Below are 15,238 nucleotides of genomic sequence, written 5' to 3'. Positions count from 1 at the left end.
TTTGCACAGATGCGGCCTGTCATACCTAAGTCGAAGCGGCGGCTCAGCCGCCGAGCAGTACCAGGCTCCAGACCACGGCGATGAGAATGAGGCTGAACAGTTGGGCGGCGCTGCCCATGTCCTTGGACGCCTTGGACAGCGGGTGTCGCTCCAGGGAAATCCGATCGATGGCCGCCTCGATGGCGGAATTGAGCAGCTCCACCACCAGCGACAATACCACGCAGGCAATCAGCAGGGCCCTGGCCACCGAAGACACCGGCAGCACGCAGGCGATGGGGATGAGCACCAGCGCCAGCCATACCAGTTGGCGGAACGCCGCTTCACCACGATAGGCAACCTTCAGCCCGGCCAGCGAATAACCCAGGGCATACCAGATGCGCCGTATGCCGGTCACGCCCTTGTAGGGGTTTTCCGGTGGTGGTTGCATGTCAGTGCTGTGGCGCCTGGCGATCCGATTGGGCCAGTTCCATGTGCTGCAGCGCAAGCGCCGCCTGGGTCCGCGTGCGCACCCCCAGCTTGCGGAAGATCGCGGTCACGTGCGCCTTGACGGTGGCCTCGGACACATTCAGCTCATAGGCGATCTGCTTGTTCAGCAGCCCGTCGCAGACCATGCTCAGCACACGGAACTGCTGCGGTGTCAGGCTGGCCAGCTGGGCACTGATGGCCTCCTGCTCCATGCTCAGCGGCGTGACATCCTCATTCACCTGTGCCGGCCAGCAGACATCGCCATTGAGCACATCCTGCACCGATTGCTGGATCGCTTCCAGGCTGGAGGACTTGGGAATGAAGCCACTGGCACCGAAGTCCCGTGCACGCCGGACCACGGCTGCCTCTTCCTGGGCGGAGATGACGATCACCGGCACGTGCGGATACTGGCTGCGCAACAATACCAGGCCGGAAAAACCATGCGCGCCGGGCATGTTCAGATCGAGCAGCACCAGGTCCCAGGCACTGCGCTGCTCCAGCAACGATTGCAGTTCGGCAATGGATCCGGCTTCGGTCAGCTTGATATCAGCGTCCAGGCCAATACTCAGTGCCTGGAACAACGCGCTGCGAAACAGCGGATGATCATCCGCGATCAGAATCTCGTAGATTGGCCCCATGCCTTGCTTCCTGCTGCTGTGTAGGTGTATCGAGATGAGTCATGTACGCAGCGATACAGCCTGACACCGGTAGCCGCATCAGTCAATTTTGTTTGCTGGCACCTTGTACAGCCCACTCTGTCTTTCCCGGCCTGCAGCGCGCATAATTCGCCCTTTTCCCCGGCGCCACAAAGGCTTGCATGCATCGCCGGACTTATCGAACGGCAGCGCCTCGTGGCCCGGCAGCAGCCGCCCCCGGGCGCTGAACAAAAAACCTTGTGACCCCAGAACCAGAGACGGCAACCATGGTCACAGATGTAATCCTGACAGATGCACACCGCACCGTGGAGTCCCTATGCGTTACCTGATTGTATTGACCGCACTATTGATCGCCCTGCCAACCCAGGCTGTTTCACTGCGTGACACCCGCCTCGAGGAAACGCTGAAGAACGTCGCCCAACAGAGCAGCCAGGATACGCCGCGCCAGATCAATGCCAATATCGTGGACGAAGGCTTCAGCGCCCAGGGCAAGGAACTGATCAACCATCTGACCGTGGACACCGAGTACGCCGCGCGCATGCAGGGCGATCCGCTGGTGGTACGCAGCCAACTGCAGAGCAGTGTGTGCGCCGACCAGCGCTTCCGCCGGCTGCTGGATATGGGCGCAACCCTGACCTACCACTTCGTGCTGGCCGACTCCAGCCAACCGGTACTGACCCAGAGCTTCGTGGCAGAGCACTGCCAGTCCATGTGATCGCCTACTGCCTGTTGATAGTTGGATATCTGGTAGCCCGCTTCGCGCCGAGGCGGCGCTCCTACCGAGGCACTTCTCTGTACTCACTTACCGGTGCAATCCCGCACCTTCGCCAAGCTCCGTCCGATCCATAGTAGACTGGCTCACCGGCAGTACACCGTGGTTTGAAACGAGGAGAAAGGCATGTCAGAGGAAACCAGCGCCGCAGACTATCTGAACCGGCATTGGCAGACCGGCGACAGCGGCGTGCAACACAAGGTCGATGAATTGCTTGCCCTGGCCCATGGCAGCAGCGAAAACACCCAGCTCTACCGCGACATGCTGCTCAGCGTGGTGCGCATGGCCCAGGCCGATCGCAATCGCTGGGACGCCAAGATCATGCGTCAGACCCTGTACGAACTGGAGGAAGCCTTCTCGCGCCTGGAACAGTTCAAGCGCCGGCGCAAGGTCACCGTGTTCGGCTCTGCCCGCACTCCCCTGGACCGCAGTCTGTATGCACTGGCCCGGGACATGGGCAAGGTGCTGTCCGAGCACGATTACATGACCATCACCGGTGGTGGGGGCGGCATCATGGAGGCGGCCCACGTCGGCGCCGGGCTGGACAACAGCCTGGGCTTCAACATCACCCTGCCCTTCGAGCAGAAGGCCAACCGGGTGGTCAGCGGGACCACCCATGACCTGTCGTTCCGCTTCTTCTTCCTGCGCAAACTGTTCTTCGTCAAGGAGGCCGATGCGCTGATCCTGTGTCCCGGCGGCTTCGGCACTCTGGATGAAACGCTGGAAGTACTGACCCTGATCCAGACCGGCAAGAGTCCCGTGGTACCGGTGATCCTGCTGGACGAACCCGGTGGCAACTACTGGAAAGGATTGACCCGCTTCTTCCACGACCACCTGCTGGCCGAGGGGTATATCCTGGAAGCGGACCTGAACCTGCTGCAGCTGGCCGGCTCCCCGCAGCAGGCCATGCAGCATATCCTGACCTTCTACAGCAACTATCACTCCTCACGCTGGCTGAACGAGCAGTTCATCCTGCGCCTGAATCACCCGTTGAATGACGCCGCGCTGGAACGGATCAACGACAGTTTCGCCGATATCTGTGACGGCAGCGGTTTCATCCAGCAACTGTGTGGTGATCCTCAGGGCGACGAACCCGAACTGCACCACCTGTGCCGCCTGACATTCCCCTTCAACGGCCGCGCACAGGGGCGACTGCGGGCACTGATCGATACAGTGAATGTAAAGGAAAACCTGCTGTAAACCAGGTGATGGGTGATGGGTGATGGGTGATGGGTGATGGGTGATGGGGTGTAGCGCGCCTGCGCTACGCCAGCAAATCCCGAACCGCTTGCGTCGTCGCACCCCCCTCAGCGTGGGAAGTAACCACCAAAGCCGCGGTACTGCATGAAACGCTGCTGTCTGGCCCGCTCCTTCAGGTCCTCGGCTGGCCCCTCAGGAAAGCGTTTGGCAAAGGCGGTTTGCGCCAGTGCACTCCAGTCCCAGGCAGCATCCTGCAGCACCTGGTCGATCAGGCCTTCACTGACGCCGCGCTGGCGCAGCTCCTCACGCAGGCGCACCGGGCCGTAGCCGCGCTGGCTGCGTGAGTAGACATAGGCCTCGCAGAAGCGCGCGTCACTGAGCAGGCCCTCGGCTTGCAACCGATCCAGCTCGATCTCCGCCATATCGGCGCCAGCACCGCGCTGACGCAGCTTGCGCAGCATCTCGCCATGGCAATGCTCGCGACGGGCCAGCAGGTCCAGGGCGGCCCGGCGGATGGCCGCCGGGGTGTCCAGACTGCGTTTGCCGAACATGACTCAGGGACTCGGCTCAGCCGTCGATATCGGCATTCTCTTCGACAGCCGCTGCCGCCTTGCCACTCGGCTTGGGCAGCAACTCGTCACGAATGGCCTTCTCGATCTCGTCGGCGACCTCCGGATTATCCGCCAGGAACTTGGCCGCGTTGGCCTTGCCCTGACCGATCTTGCTGCCCTTGTAGCTGTACCAGGCGCCGGACTTCTCGATCTGGCCGATCTGCACACCCAGGTCGATGATCTCGGCGTTGTGGTAGATACCGGTACCATAGAGGATCTGGAACTCGGCCTGGCGGAACGGCGGCGCCACCTTGTTCTTCACCACCTTGACCCGGGTCTCGCTGCCGATCACCTCGTCGCCTTCCTTCACCGCGCCGGTGCGGCGAATGTCCAGGCGCACCGAGGAGTAGAACTTCAGCGCGTTGCCGCCGGTGGTGGTTTCCGGGTTGCCGAACATCACGCCGATCTTCATGCGGATCTGGTTGATGAAGATCACCAGACAGTTGGCATTCTTGATGTTGCCGGTGATCTTGCGCAGCGCCTGGGACATCAGGCGGGCCTGCACCCCGACGTGGTGGTCGCCCATGTCACCTTCGATCTCGGCCTTGGGCACCAGCGCCGCCACCGAGTCGACGATGATCACGTCAACCGCGTTGGAGCGCACCAGCATGTCGGTGATTTCCAGCGCCTGCTCACCGGTGTCGGGCTGCGACACCAGCAGGTCGTCCACGTTCACGCCCAGCTTGCCGGCGTACTCCGGGTCCAGCGCGTGCTCGGCGTCGACGAAGGCACAGGTGGCGCCATTCTTCTGTGCCTGGGCAATCACCGACAGGGTCAGCGTGGTCTTGCCGGACGACTCCGGGCCGTAGATCTCGACGATCCGGCCCTTGGGCAGGCCACCCAGGCCCAGTGCGATATCCAGCCCCAGCGAACCGGTGGAGATCGACGGAATCGCCTGGCGCTCGTGATCGCCCATGCGCATGACCGCGCCCTTGCCAAATTGACGTTCAATCTGACTCAAAGCCGCCGACAGCGCCTTCTTCTTGTTGTCGTCCATTGTGCATCCTCTTGGTATGGCGGGTGCGCGAGCGCCCCGGATAAGATTTAATACTGTATATATGGTCAGTATTATTTCACAGTTGTCCGGGCACGCCTACCCCCTGCTGATGCATTATGCCGAGCGGTTCACAGCCAGCTTCTCGGTCTCGGCGATCAGCCCCTGCAGGCTGTGCAGTACCGCCTGGGCACGCACGTCGCGGCGGTTGCCCTGGATACGCCGGCACTGGGTCAACACGCCACGATCGCGCACCGCCCAGGCGAACCAGACGGTGCCCACCGGTTTCTCCGGCGTACCACCTTCCGGCCCAGCGATACCGCTGACAGCCACCGCCAGGTCTGCTCCGGCCGCCTCCAACGCCCCTTCGGCCATGGACCGCACCACCGGCTCGCTCACCGCACCGAACTGCTGCAGGTCCTCCTCGGGCACCCCCACCCAGCGCATCTTGCTGTGGTTGGCATAGGTGACGAAACCGGTATCGAACCAGCCGGAGCTGCCGCTGACGCGAGTGATCGCCTCGGCAATGCCGCCTCCGGTACAGGACTCGGCGGTAGTCACACGCAGGCCCAACTGACGCAGGGCATTGCCCAGTCGGGCGGCGGCGGAATCGATCAGGGGATCATATTGCGACATCTGCATCTCCTTCAGTATCTTGCGCTCAAAATACGGCGCCGCTTTGTTAGACTACGGCGCCGCACCACCAGAAATATCGAATCAGGGAACTTCATGAGCCGCGCCGAGAAATCCGTTACCCATACGCCGATGATGATGCAGTACTTTGGCATCAAGCAGCAGCACCCCGATCAGTTGCTGTTCTATCGGATGGGCGATTTCTACGAGTTGTTCCATGATGATGCAAAAAAAGCCGCGCGTCTGCTGGATATCACTCTCACCGCCCGTGGCAACTCCGGCGGCCAGCCAATCCCCATGGCCGGCATCCCCTTCCACGCCGCCGAGGGCTATCTGGCCAAGCTGGTCAAGCTCGGCGAGTCGGTGGTGATCTGCGAACAGATCGGCGATCCCGCCACCAGCAAGGGTCCAGTCGAGCGCCAGGTAGTGCGCATCCTCACCCCAGGCACGGTGAGCGACGAAGCACTGCTCGACGAACGCCGCGACAACCTGCTGGCGGCACTGGTCGGCAGTGAACGTGCCTTCGGCCTGGCCACCCTGGATATCAACAGTGGTCGCTTCACCAGCATGGAGCTGAGTGGCTGGGAAACCCTGCTCGGTGAACTGGAACGCCTGGCCCCGGCCGAGCTGCTGATCCCCGACGACTGGGAAGCCAATACGCCGATCGAGCGGCGGCGCTCGGTACGCCGCCGGGCACCCTGGGAGTTCGACCAGGACAGCGCGCACAAGGCACTGACCCAGCAGTTCGGCACCAAGGACCTGGTCGGCTTCGGCTGCGCCGACCTGACCCTCGGCCTGGGTGCCGCCGGCGCCCTGCTCGGCTATGCCAAGGAAACCCAGCGCACCGCGCTGCCGCACCTGCGCAGCATTGCCCAGGAGCGCTTCGAGGACAGCGTGGTGATCGACAGCGCCAGCCGGCGCAACCTGGAGATCGACTGCAACCTGGCCGGCGGTCGCGACAACACCCTGCTCGATGTGCTGGACCACACCGCCACCGCGATGGGCAGCCGCCTACTGGCCCGCTGGCTGAACCGTCCGCTGCGCAAGATGACCACCCTGCAGGCCCGCCAGGACAGCATCGCCGGGCTGATCGAGGACTATCACTACGAAACCATCCATCCGGTGCTCAAGGGCATCGGCGACATCGAACGCATTCTCGCCCGGGTCGCCCTGCGTTCGGCCCGGCCACGGGACCTGGCGCGTCTGCGCGATGCGCTGGCTGCCCTGCCCGAACTGCAGGCCACGCTGGAGCCGGTCGCCAGCCCGCATATCCGTGAGCTGGGCGAGATCGTATCGACCTATCCCGAACTGGCCGAACTGCTGCAGCGGGCGATCATCGACAATCCGCCGGCGGTGATCCGCGATGGCGGCGTGATCAAGGCCGGTTACGACAGCGAACTGGATGAGCTGCAGAACATCAGCGAGAACGCCGGCCAGTACCTGATCGACCTGGAGAACCGCGAGCGCGAGCGCACCGGCCTGTCCACCCTCAAGGTCGGCTACAACCGGGTGCACGGCTACTTCATCGAGCTGTCGCGCGGCCAGTCGCAGCAGGCACCCGCCGACTATATCCGCCGGCAGACGCTCAAGGGCGCCGAGCGCTTCATCACCCCCGAACTCAAGGAGTTCGAGGACAAGGCCCTGTCGGCACGCAGCCGCGCCCTGGCCCGGGAAAAGCAGCTGTACGACGAACTGCTCGACCGCCTCAACGAAGACCTGGCACGGCTGCAGGACAGCGCCGCCGCCCTGGCGCAGCTGGATGTACTGGCCTGCCTGGCCGAGCGCGCCATCAGCCTGGACTACTGCCGCCCGCAGTTCAGTGAAGGCAGTGGCCAGCTGTGCATCGAGCAGGGCCGCCACCCGGTGGTGGAGAAGGTACTGGACAGCCCCTTCGTCGCCAATGACCTGAACCTGACCCAGGATACCCGCATGCTGGTCATCACCGGCCCGAACATGGGCGGTAAATCGACCTACATGCGCCAGACCGCGCTGATCGTGCTGCTGGCACATATCGGCGCCTTTGTCCCGGCGGCGCGGGTCGAGCTGTCACCGGTGGATCGCATCTTCACCCGCATCGGTTCCAGCGACGACCTGGCCGGCGGCCGCTCGACCTTCATGGTCGAGATGAGCGAGACCGCCAATATCCTGCATAACGCCACCGATGCCAGCCTGGTGCTGATGGACGAAGTGGGGCGTGGCACCAGCACCTTCGATGGCCTGTCGCTGGCCTGGTCCGCCGCCGAGTACCTGGCCCGGATACGCGCCTTCACCCTGTTCGCCACCCACTATTTCGAACTGACCGCCCTGGCCGACACCGATCCAACGGTGGCCAACGTGCACCTGAACGCCACCGAGCACAATGAACGCATCGTGTTCCTGCACACCGTGCTGCCCGGCCCGGCGAGCCAGAGCTACGGCCTGCAGGTGGCGCAGCTGGCCGGCGTGCCGCGCCCGGTGATCGAGCGCGCACGCCAGCACCTGGCCAACCTGGAGCAGCAGAGCCTGAACCAGTCCTCGGCCAGCCACGCCGCCAGCAGCCAGCCGGTGCAGAACGACCTGTTCGCCACTGCCGCCCACCCGCTGGTGGATGCACTGCAACAGCTCAAACCGGACGAACTGACACCCCGGCAGGCGCTGGAGCTGCTATATCAATGGAAAGCGGAAATGGCTTGACGCCCATCAAATGATATTCATTATCATTAAACGTGCTCGGATATGCCGCAAACGTGGCAAAAGTTGCGCGCCCGCGCTGCACCAACATGGAAACATCTGGTAGAATGCGCGCCATCTTTGTGACGCGCCTTCCTGGGAGAGACCTGCCATGACCTTTGTTGTGACCGACAACTGCATCAAATGCAAGTATACCGATTGCGTTGAGGTGTGCCCTGTCGACTGTTTCTACGAAGGTCCAAACTTCCTGGTGATCCACCCCGACGAGTGCATCGACTGCGCACTGTGCGAGCCCGAGTGCCCGGCCAACGCGATCTTCGCCGAGGATGAGGTACCGGAAGAGCAGCAGGGCTTCATCGAGCTGAACGCCGAACTGGCAGACGTATGGCCGAACATCACCGAGAAGAAGGACGCCCTGCCCGACGCCGAAGAGTGGGATGGCGTAGCGGACAAGCTGGAGCATCTGGAGCGCTGATAGCAGCGCCCTGCTCCAGCGTAAAAAAGGCTGACTTTTAAGTCAGCCTTTTTTGTGGCCTGCCATCCTTGGCGGCCACCCTGCGGGCCGCCACTGCGTGGCGTCAATAATGGCTCCCGGCCATTTTTTGTGGCCTGCTATCTCTGGGTAGACGCTCCGTCAAGACTGAGCCCATTTACCACAGAATGAATACACGAGCGGGTCGCGACGATGCGCCAGCCAGCTTCGGTCAAGCGGTAACGGTCTTCATAGAACCCACCCAGCTGGCGGGTAATGCCCGTTTGCGGGTTCAAGTTGAAATAGAATAGCGCCCAGCGACCGCGCGCCTCGGTCACCGATTCGAGGACCAGCTCTGGATTGCTGCCATGATGCAGATCGACAACCTCCGGCTGGCAGGCCAGCCGGGTGTACAGTGCGAGGAAGTCGTCGCGGTCGTGGAACACGCCCAGATCCCCGTAATCAATTCGAATCGGCCCCGGCGCGAAACAGTCGCGGATCACCTCTACCTGCTTCAGGTCGCAGGCATTCAGGTATCGATATTTTAGCTGTCGGATCTGTTCAAGGGCTTCGAGCTGGTAGAGACGCTGCTCCAACGTCATCAGGCTTGTCACTTGCATCTTGACGTCTCCTTCATCCTACCCGGGCCGGGTGCCTCGGTACCGGCGCACCCAGCTGTTGACGCAGCGATGCTGGCTGACGACCTTCGCTATCGAGAATCCCGTAGCGCAGCGCATGCTCGGCACTGATCAGGGTCTGGCCACTGAATTGTTCCAGTTCGGGGTCATTCAGCAAGGCGTGGATGACCCGCCCATTGAATTCAGGGGTTTCGGCCTGAGCCAGGAAGGCCGAGTAATCCACGCCGCTGGCGGCGCCGACCAGGGCGCTGCGCTCGGTGTGCTGCAAACCCAGCCACAGGGACAGGGCCGCAACACCGGTGCCCTCCAGGTCCACCGCCATGTCGGCAGCAAGCTTGTCGCAGCCGGCCTTCTGCGCACCGTAGGCAGGGCCGTGCATATAGCAGTTGGCGCCGTAGGACGAAATAAAGACAATCAGCCCGCGGGATGCCGCAAGTAGCAGCGGGACGGCGTAGTAACTGGCCACATAGGCCGAGCGCAGCCCCACATTGAGCATCTCCACCATGTCCAGCGGCTTGGTCCAGAAGGGTCCAGGCGCGACCAGTTGGGAATGCAGGAAGGTGGCATTGTTGACCAGCAGATCGAGCCGCCCCTGCTCCCGCTGTACCCGCCCGAACAGGTTGGCGACCTGAGTGTCGTCCGCATGGTCGCAGGCCACCGCGATGCCGCAGCCTCCGGCGCGATTGATCAACTGCACGGTCTCGTCCAGACTACCGCCCAGCAGTTGGCCGTTGACCTCTTCCTGCCCTTGGCCACTGAGGGTACGGCCGGTCACATACACGGTCATGCCGGCACAGCCCAACGCCACTGCGATTCCTCGCCCCACGCCGCGACTGGCTCCGGTTACCACCGCAATTGCAGGTTGTTCAGACATGGCTCCGCTCCAGGAAATTTATCCAGTTTCCTTTTTAAGACCTGGGGGCGCCGGCCACATCGTCTGCTCGGACGACAACCTGAAAGCTCGTGAAAACCGGTGGGTCACCACCGGTTCTATCACGGTCTTGGCCAGCTCAACGATCATGCCGCCACCGGCACCCCGAATAATGAAAGTCCGCAGCGGCGTGATCGCTCCCTCTTCCGACGCTGCGCGCCACCTTGATCCACAGGGACGTGGTGAATGCGGCTGGCCCGCCGGGAGCGGGCGCCGCCTCCCAGGACGGGAGAAGGTCATCAGATGGCGTCGCTGCGCGACTTTCACGCTAACGCGAACGCGGCATCCCCAACCCGAACTGCGCGATCAGCTCACGCTGGATCTCGTTGGTACCGCCACCGAAGGTCAGGGTCACGCAGGCGCGTACATCGTACTCCAGCTCGCCGAGCAGGAAGGCCGCTGCGCTGCCCTCGCGCACCAGGCCATTGGCACCGACCACTTCACTGAGCTTGCGCAGGATGTCCACCACAGTCTCCGAGCCGAACACCTTGGTGGTCGAGGCCAACGCCACATCCATATGCTGCCGTTCCAGATCCGCGGCGATGCGGAAGTTGATCAGGCGCATGGCCTCGATCTTCGCGTAGCATTCGGCCAGCAAACTGCGCACCCAAGGCTGATCCGTCGCACGACGACCCTGCTCGTCCTGCGCCCTGGCCCACAGATAGACCTTGCGGAAGATGCCCACCACCCGGTCCGACCAAGACCCCAGCCCCAGGCGCTCATGGTTGAGCTGGGCGGTGACGAGGTGCCAGCCCTTGTTCAACTCACCGACCAGGCGATTGCCCGGTACGAACACATTGTCATAGTAGGTTGCCGCGGTCGGATTGCTGCAGGTCGGGATCAGGGTGTGCGAGAAGCCCTCGGCCTTGGTATCGACGATCAGGATGGAGATGCCCCTGTGCCGCGCCTCCTCCGGGTTGGTTCGCGCCGCCAGCCAGATGTAATCGGCGGAATGGGCTCCGGAGGTCCACAGCTTGTTGCCGTTGACCACGAAACCATCCTCCTCGACCCGCGCCGTGGTCTTCAGGGTGGCCAGGTCGGAACCGGCCCCCGGCTCGGAATAGCCGATGGCGAAGTTGATTTCCCCGGCGGCGATACCCGGCAGGAAGGTTTCCTTCTGCTCCGCCGAGCCATGCTGCATCAAGGCCGGGCCCACCGTGCTGATGGTCACGAAGGGCAGCGGCGCACCAGCGATGTTGGCCTCCTCGAAGAAGATCAACTGCTCGGTCGGGCCGTAGCCCTGGCCGCCGTACTCCTTCGGCCAGCCAACCGCCAGCCAGCCGTCCCTGCCCATCTGCCGCACCAGTTGGTTGGCCGAGTCGGAGCCTTCCGAGCCACGCAGTTCACAGCGCAGTTCATCGGTCATCAGGTTGTTGAAATAATCCCGCACCTCGAGGCGCAGCTTCTTCTGTTCCGCAGTCAGGTCGACATACATACGCTGCTCCTCAGGCCACGCCCAGAATCAGGCCACTGGTCGGCACGCCGGTGCCGGCGGTAACCAGTACGTTTTCCACATCGGCTACCTGGTTCACCGAGCTGCCGCGCACCTGGCGCACACCTTCGGCGATACCGTTCATGCCGTGGATATAGGCTTCGCCCAACTGACCGCCGTGGGTGTTGATCGGTAGACGACCGCCACGGGCATGGTGACCGGCGCGAATGAATTCCTTGGCTTCACCACGATCGCAGAAACCGAACTCCTCCAGTTGCGGCAGCACGAAGGGGGTGAAATGGTCATAGATCACCGCGGTCTGGATCGCATCCGGACCCAGGCCGGACTGGCGGTAGATCTCTTTCGCCACCACGCCCATCTCCGGCAGGCCGGTGATGTCGTCACGGTAGAAGGAGGTCATGCTCTGCTGGCCATCGGCGATGCCCTGGGAAGCACCCTTGATGATCACCGGCTTCTGCTTGAGATCGCGCGCCCGCTCGACCGAGGTGATGACCATGGCCACCGCACCGTCGGATTCCTGGCAGCAATCGAGCAGGCGCAGCGGATCGCAGATCCAGCGCGAATTCTGGTGATCTTCCAGGGTGATCGGCTTGCCGTAGAAAAACGCCGCCGGGTTGGTCGCGGCAAAATCGCGTACCGCGACCGCAATGCGGCCGAAGTCCTCGGTGGTGGCGCCATAGGTGTGCATGTAGCGGCGGGCGAACATGCCGACCCAAGAGGCCGGCGTGTGGAAACCATGGGGCATGTACCAGCCGTAGTTGACGTTATCGAACAGCGGCGTATCACCAAAACCATAGCTGCCGGTGCCGAAGCGGTACCAGGAGCGCTCGTTCATCGCCCGGTAGACCACCACGGTCTTGGCCACGCCGGTGGCCACGGCCATCGCCGCGTGCATCACCGGACCACAGGCGGCGCCGCCGCCATGCGGCACCTGGGAGAAGAACTTGACCTGTTCACAACCCAGCAGCCGGGCAATCTCGTACTCCGGCACCTTGTCCACGGAATAGGAGCTGAAACCGTCTACGTCCTTGGGGTCGATACCAGCGTCGGCCAGTGCCGCCAGGGTTGCCTCCATTGCCAGGCGCAGTTCGGTGCGCCCGGAATTCTTGGAAAACTCGGTAGCGCCCAACCCGGCAATCGCAGCCTTGCCGGAAAGCAATGCATCATTCATCTTTGCTTCTCCGTTATGCGGGCAGAACCAGGCTGACCGTCCCGGCCGCGTGGTTACCCATGGAATTCCTGCCCTTGAGGGTGATGGTCAGCGACCGTGTGGCCTCATCCCGCTCAGTCACTTCCCCACTGAAGGTCATGCTGTCGCCGGGGTAGTTGGGCACGCCCAGCTTGATGCGGATATCACCGAAGCTGGCCAGTGGCCCAGCCCAGCCTTCGATGAACCGCTGCACCAACGCGGTGGTGGTGAGGATGTTCATGAAGATGTGTGGCGAGCCCAGCTCCCGGGCCGCCTCGACATCATGGTGGCCGGGGAAGTAGTCACGGGTGGCGATGGCACCGCCGTTGATCAGGGTCACGGTGATCGGAATCGACAGCTCGGGCAGTTGCTCGCCGAGGCTGGTTTCAGCAAAGGTTCTTGTTTTCATCGAGGTCATATTTCCATCCAAGCTTGTCATTGTTGGCCAGCCAGTCACCGAGACGCTCGAGAGTGGCAGCGGAACCGCCCAGCACCAGACTCAGGTGGCGGCTCCAATAGAGAAAACGGTGGATCGGATAGGTCAGGTCGACGCCGATACCACCATGCACATGCTGGGTCTTATGGCCGATCAGGTGTGCCGCCTCGGTACACAGGTAACGAGTAGCGAAGGCTTCCGAATCGCTGGGCAGGCCGCTGTCCAGCCGGTAGCACAACTGGTACAGGGAAGTGCGCAGGCTCTCGATGGCGATATGGCAGTCAGCCATGCTCATCTGCACCGCCTGGAAGGTACCTATCGCCCGACCGAACTGTTCACGCTGGTTGACGTACTCGACGGTGCGCCGCAGCTGTTCCCCACTGACACCCAGTTGCATCGCCGCCACCGCGGCAATGGCACGCTGCTCCAGCCAGGCCAGGGCCTCTACCGGCAACAGCTGGACCGCATCGATCGGCACATTGCTGCAACGCACATCCGCCACCGCCAGACCGTGATTGGCAATGCCCGGCAGCAGCTCGACACCCTCGCTGCGTGGATCGAGCAGCACCAGGCGCGGGCCGTCGCTGCTGTCCGCCACCAGCAACAGCCGATCAGCCTGGGCCGCGACATCCACCGCATTGGCCTGGCCCTGCAGCTGCAGTTGATCACCCTGCCCGACCAGCTGCAGCTTGACCCCGCGGCTGGCCGCCAGGCCCTGCAACGACAGGCTCAACAGCAGACTGCCGGCGGCGGCCTGCTCGACCAGTTCGCCCTGGCTGTCAGCTGCATGCTCAGCCAGGCAGGCGGCAGCCAACTGGTGCTGCCACAGCGGCACCAGGCCCAGGCCGGCGCCCTGCGCCTTGAGCACGCAATACAGATCGGTGATACCCATGCCGCTGCCACCGAAGGCCTCCGGAATCGCCAATGCGTGCAGACCGGTCTCGATACAGGTCTGCCACAGTGGCAACATGAACGGCTGATCATCCAGATCGAACTCGCGCATGCGTTCATCGGTGCAGTAGTCGCGGAATACGCTGTCGGCCATCTCGGCGATGGCGCGCTGGTCGTCGCTCAATGAAAAGTCCATGGCACGCCTCCTGTCAGCCCACCGGGCGGAATTGCGGCAGGGTCTGCCGGTCGTCGAAACGGTGGAATTCCACCTGCAGGCGCTGGCCGATCTCCAATTGCTCCGGCTCCACACCCACCAGTCCGGCGATCAGGCGTACGCCTTCGTCCAGCTCGATCAGGCCGATCGGGTTGGGATAGTCGAACGGCGGCACTTCCGGGTAATGCATGACCACGAAGGAATACAGGCTGGCCTTGCCGCTGGCCTCCAGCGTGTCCCACTCGAAGCTGTGGCACTTGATGCATACCGGCGCCGGTGGATGGCGCAGGGTCTGGCAGTCGGTGCAGCGCTGGATCAGCAGCTTGCCGGCCTCGCAACCGTCCCAGAAGAAGCGGGTATCGTCGCTCTTGCCCGGCAGGGGGCGCTTGGCCTTGGGCGCTTCCGCTTGCTTGTCCGCAGGTTTGGCGGCCTCGGGACGCTGGGCCGGCCTGAACTTGAACACGCGGAACAGCTGGCGACCCACCTCTTCATCGACAGCGCCGTTCTCGCCCTGGGAGAAATAGGTCATCAGCACAGTGACGAAGAAGCCGGTGCCCAGCGGGGTGGTCTTCTCCTCGCTGATGCTGTCCAGCTTGCTGGAAAAATACAGCCGCTCGCCGGCGATGACCTGCCGGTCGAAGTGCAGGTCGGAGTTGACCGCCACCACCGCCGGATAGCCGTAGGGCTCGATGACCTTGAGCACCTCGAAGTTGTTCTCCTTGCTCGAACCCTCCGGGAAGTTCTCCTGATCCAACCCGCCCATACCCCACACCTGCAGCATGCCGGGCGGCGCGACCACATCGGCGTGGCCCTGGGCGCGGGCGAATTCCGGGTCGGTATACAGCGGATTCTCGATGCCCATGATCTCGCACCATTGCCGGATCATGGGCGCGTTCACCCGATCCCAGGCGTAGACGCGACCGTACTCGCGTCCGACCATGGCCTGTATCTTGTCTACCAATTCTTGTTCAGCCAAGTTCGTCTCCTGATCGTTCCGTTGGACGCTGTCCTCA

General features: G+C 63.0%; 16 protein-coding genes. 4 read left to right on the top strand and 12 right to left on the bottom strand.

Going from position 1 to position 15,238, the window contains the following annotated elements:
* Positions 1-43: 43 nt before the first annotated feature.
* Positions 44-427, bottom strand: coding sequence for a diacylglycerol kinase (locus H6X51_RS07195; RefSeq protein ID WP_185266847.1), 384 nt, complete (start codon positions 425-427; stop codon positions 44-46).
* 1 nt (position 428) lies between these two features.
* Positions 429-1,103: a response regulator gene (locus H6X51_RS07190; RefSeq protein WP_185266846.1), complete on the bottom strand. Its 675-nt coding sequence runs from the start codon at positions 1,101-1,103 to the stop codon at positions 429-431.
* 334 nt (positions 1,104-1,437) lie between these two features.
* On the opposite strand from H6X51_RS07190, the gene H6X51_RS07185 reads away from it, so the two are divergent.
* Positions 1,438-1,836: a PA3611 family quorum-sensing-regulated virulence factor gene (locus H6X51_RS07185; protein WP_185266845.1), complete on the top strand. Its 399-nt coding sequence runs from the start codon at positions 1,438-1,440 to the stop codon at positions 1,834-1,836.
* 183 nt (positions 1,837-2,019) lie between these two features.
* Positions 2,020-3,093: an LOG family protein gene (locus H6X51_RS07180; protein ID WP_185266844.1), complete on the top strand. Its 1,074-nt coding sequence runs from the start codon at positions 2,020-2,022 to the stop codon at positions 3,091-3,093.
* A gap of 107 nt (positions 3,094-3,200) precedes the next feature.
* On the opposite strand, the gene H6X51_RS07175 is transcribed toward H6X51_RS07180, so the two are convergent.
* The 3 genes from H6X51_RS07175 to H6X51_RS07165 form a co-directional block, all read right to left on the bottom strand.
* Complete coding sequence (locus tag H6X51_RS07175) at positions 3,201-3,644, bottom strand: regulatory protein RecX (RefSeq protein ID WP_185266843.1); 444 nt, start codon at positions 3,642-3,644, stop codon at positions 3,201-3,203.
* Positions 3,645-3,660: 16 nt separating this feature from the next.
* Positions 3,661-4,701 carry a recombinase RecA gene (recA, locus tag H6X51_RS07170; RefSeq protein ID WP_185266842.1) on the bottom strand — a complete coding sequence of 347 codons (1,041 nt, stop codon included), beginning with the start codon at positions 4,699-4,701 and terminating at the stop codon, positions 3,661-3,663.
* Positions 4,702-4,815: 114 nt separating this feature from the next.
* Complete coding sequence (locus H6X51_RS07165; RefSeq protein ID WP_185266840.1) at positions 4,816-5,334, bottom strand: CinA family protein; 519 nt, start codon at positions 5,332-5,334, stop codon at positions 4,816-4,818.
* 93 nt (positions 5,335-5,427) lie between these two features.
* Between H6X51_RS07165 and mutS the strand changes: the two genes are divergently transcribed.
* On the top strand, positions 5,428-8,004 hold the full coding sequence (gene mutS, locus H6X51_RS07160; protein WP_235991267.1) for a DNA mismatch repair protein MutS: 2,577 nt from the start codon (positions 5,428-5,430) through the stop codon (positions 8,002-8,004).
* Between the two features lie 148 nt (positions 8,005-8,152).
* Positions 8,153-8,476, top strand: a complete 324-nt coding sequence (gene fdxA / locus H6X51_RS07155) for a ferredoxin FdxA (protein WP_185266838.1) — start codon at positions 8,153-8,155, stop codon at positions 8,474-8,476.
* A 137-nt stretch (positions 8,477-8,613) separates the two neighbouring features.
* On the opposite strand, the gene H6X51_RS07150 is transcribed toward fdxA, so the two are convergent.
* The 7 genes from H6X51_RS07150 to H6X51_RS07120 all read right to left on the bottom strand — a co-directional run bounded on the left by H6X51_RS07150 (position 8,614) and on the right by H6X51_RS07120 (position 15,201).
* Positions 8,614-9,093: a nuclear transport factor 2 family protein gene (locus H6X51_RS07150; RefSeq protein WP_235991266.1), complete on the bottom strand. Its 480-nt coding sequence runs from the start codon at positions 9,091-9,093 to the stop codon at positions 8,614-8,616.
* Positions 9,094-9,106: 13 nt separating this feature from the next.
* On the bottom strand, positions 9,107-9,985 hold the full coding sequence (locus H6X51_RS07145) for an SDR family NAD(P)-dependent oxidoreductase (RefSeq protein ID WP_185266837.1): 879 nt from the start codon (positions 9,983-9,985) through the stop codon (positions 9,107-9,109).
* 325 nt (positions 9,986-10,310) lie between these two features.
* Positions 10,311-11,477: an acyl-CoA dehydrogenase family protein gene (locus tag H6X51_RS07140; protein WP_185266836.1), complete on the bottom strand. Its 1,167-nt coding sequence runs from the start codon at positions 11,475-11,477 to the stop codon at positions 10,311-10,313.
* A gap of 10 nt (positions 11,478-11,487) precedes the next feature.
* Positions 11,488-12,666: a lipid-transfer protein gene (locus H6X51_RS07135; protein ID WP_185266835.1), complete on the bottom strand. Its 1,179-nt coding sequence runs from the start codon at positions 12,664-12,666 to the stop codon at positions 11,488-11,490.
* A gap of 13 nt (positions 12,667-12,679) precedes the next feature.
* Positions 12,680-13,102 carry a MaoC family dehydratase gene (locus tag H6X51_RS07130; protein ID WP_185266833.1) on the bottom strand — a complete coding sequence of 141 codons (423 nt, stop codon included), beginning with the start codon at positions 13,100-13,102 and terminating at the stop codon, positions 12,680-12,682.
* Positions 13,071-14,207 (bottom strand): acyl-CoA dehydrogenase family protein, encoded by a 1,137-nt coding sequence (locus H6X51_RS07125; RefSeq protein WP_185266832.1) that lies wholly within the window; start codon positions 14,205-14,207, stop codon positions 13,071-13,073. Before H6X51_RS07125 ends, H6X51_RS07130 begins: the two co-directional genes overlap by 32 nt.
* Positions 14,208-14,220: 13 nt before the next feature.
* Positions 14,221-15,201, bottom strand: coding sequence for a bifunctional MaoC family dehydratase N-terminal/OB-fold nucleic acid binding domain-containing protein (locus H6X51_RS07120; protein ID WP_185266831.1), 981 nt, complete (start codon positions 15,199-15,201; stop codon positions 14,221-14,223).
* Between the last annotated feature and the right edge of the window lie 37 nt (positions 15,202-15,238).

It is taken from the genome of Halopseudomonas xiamenensis (assembly GCF_014219065.1).
GTDB classification, from domain to species: Bacteria; Pseudomonadota; Gammaproteobacteria; order Pseudomonadales; family Pseudomonadaceae; genus Halopseudomonas; species Halopseudomonas xiamenensis.
The sequence above is the reverse complement of the archived record's forward strand: the minus strand, read 5'-3'. Positions and strand labels throughout refer to the sequence as shown.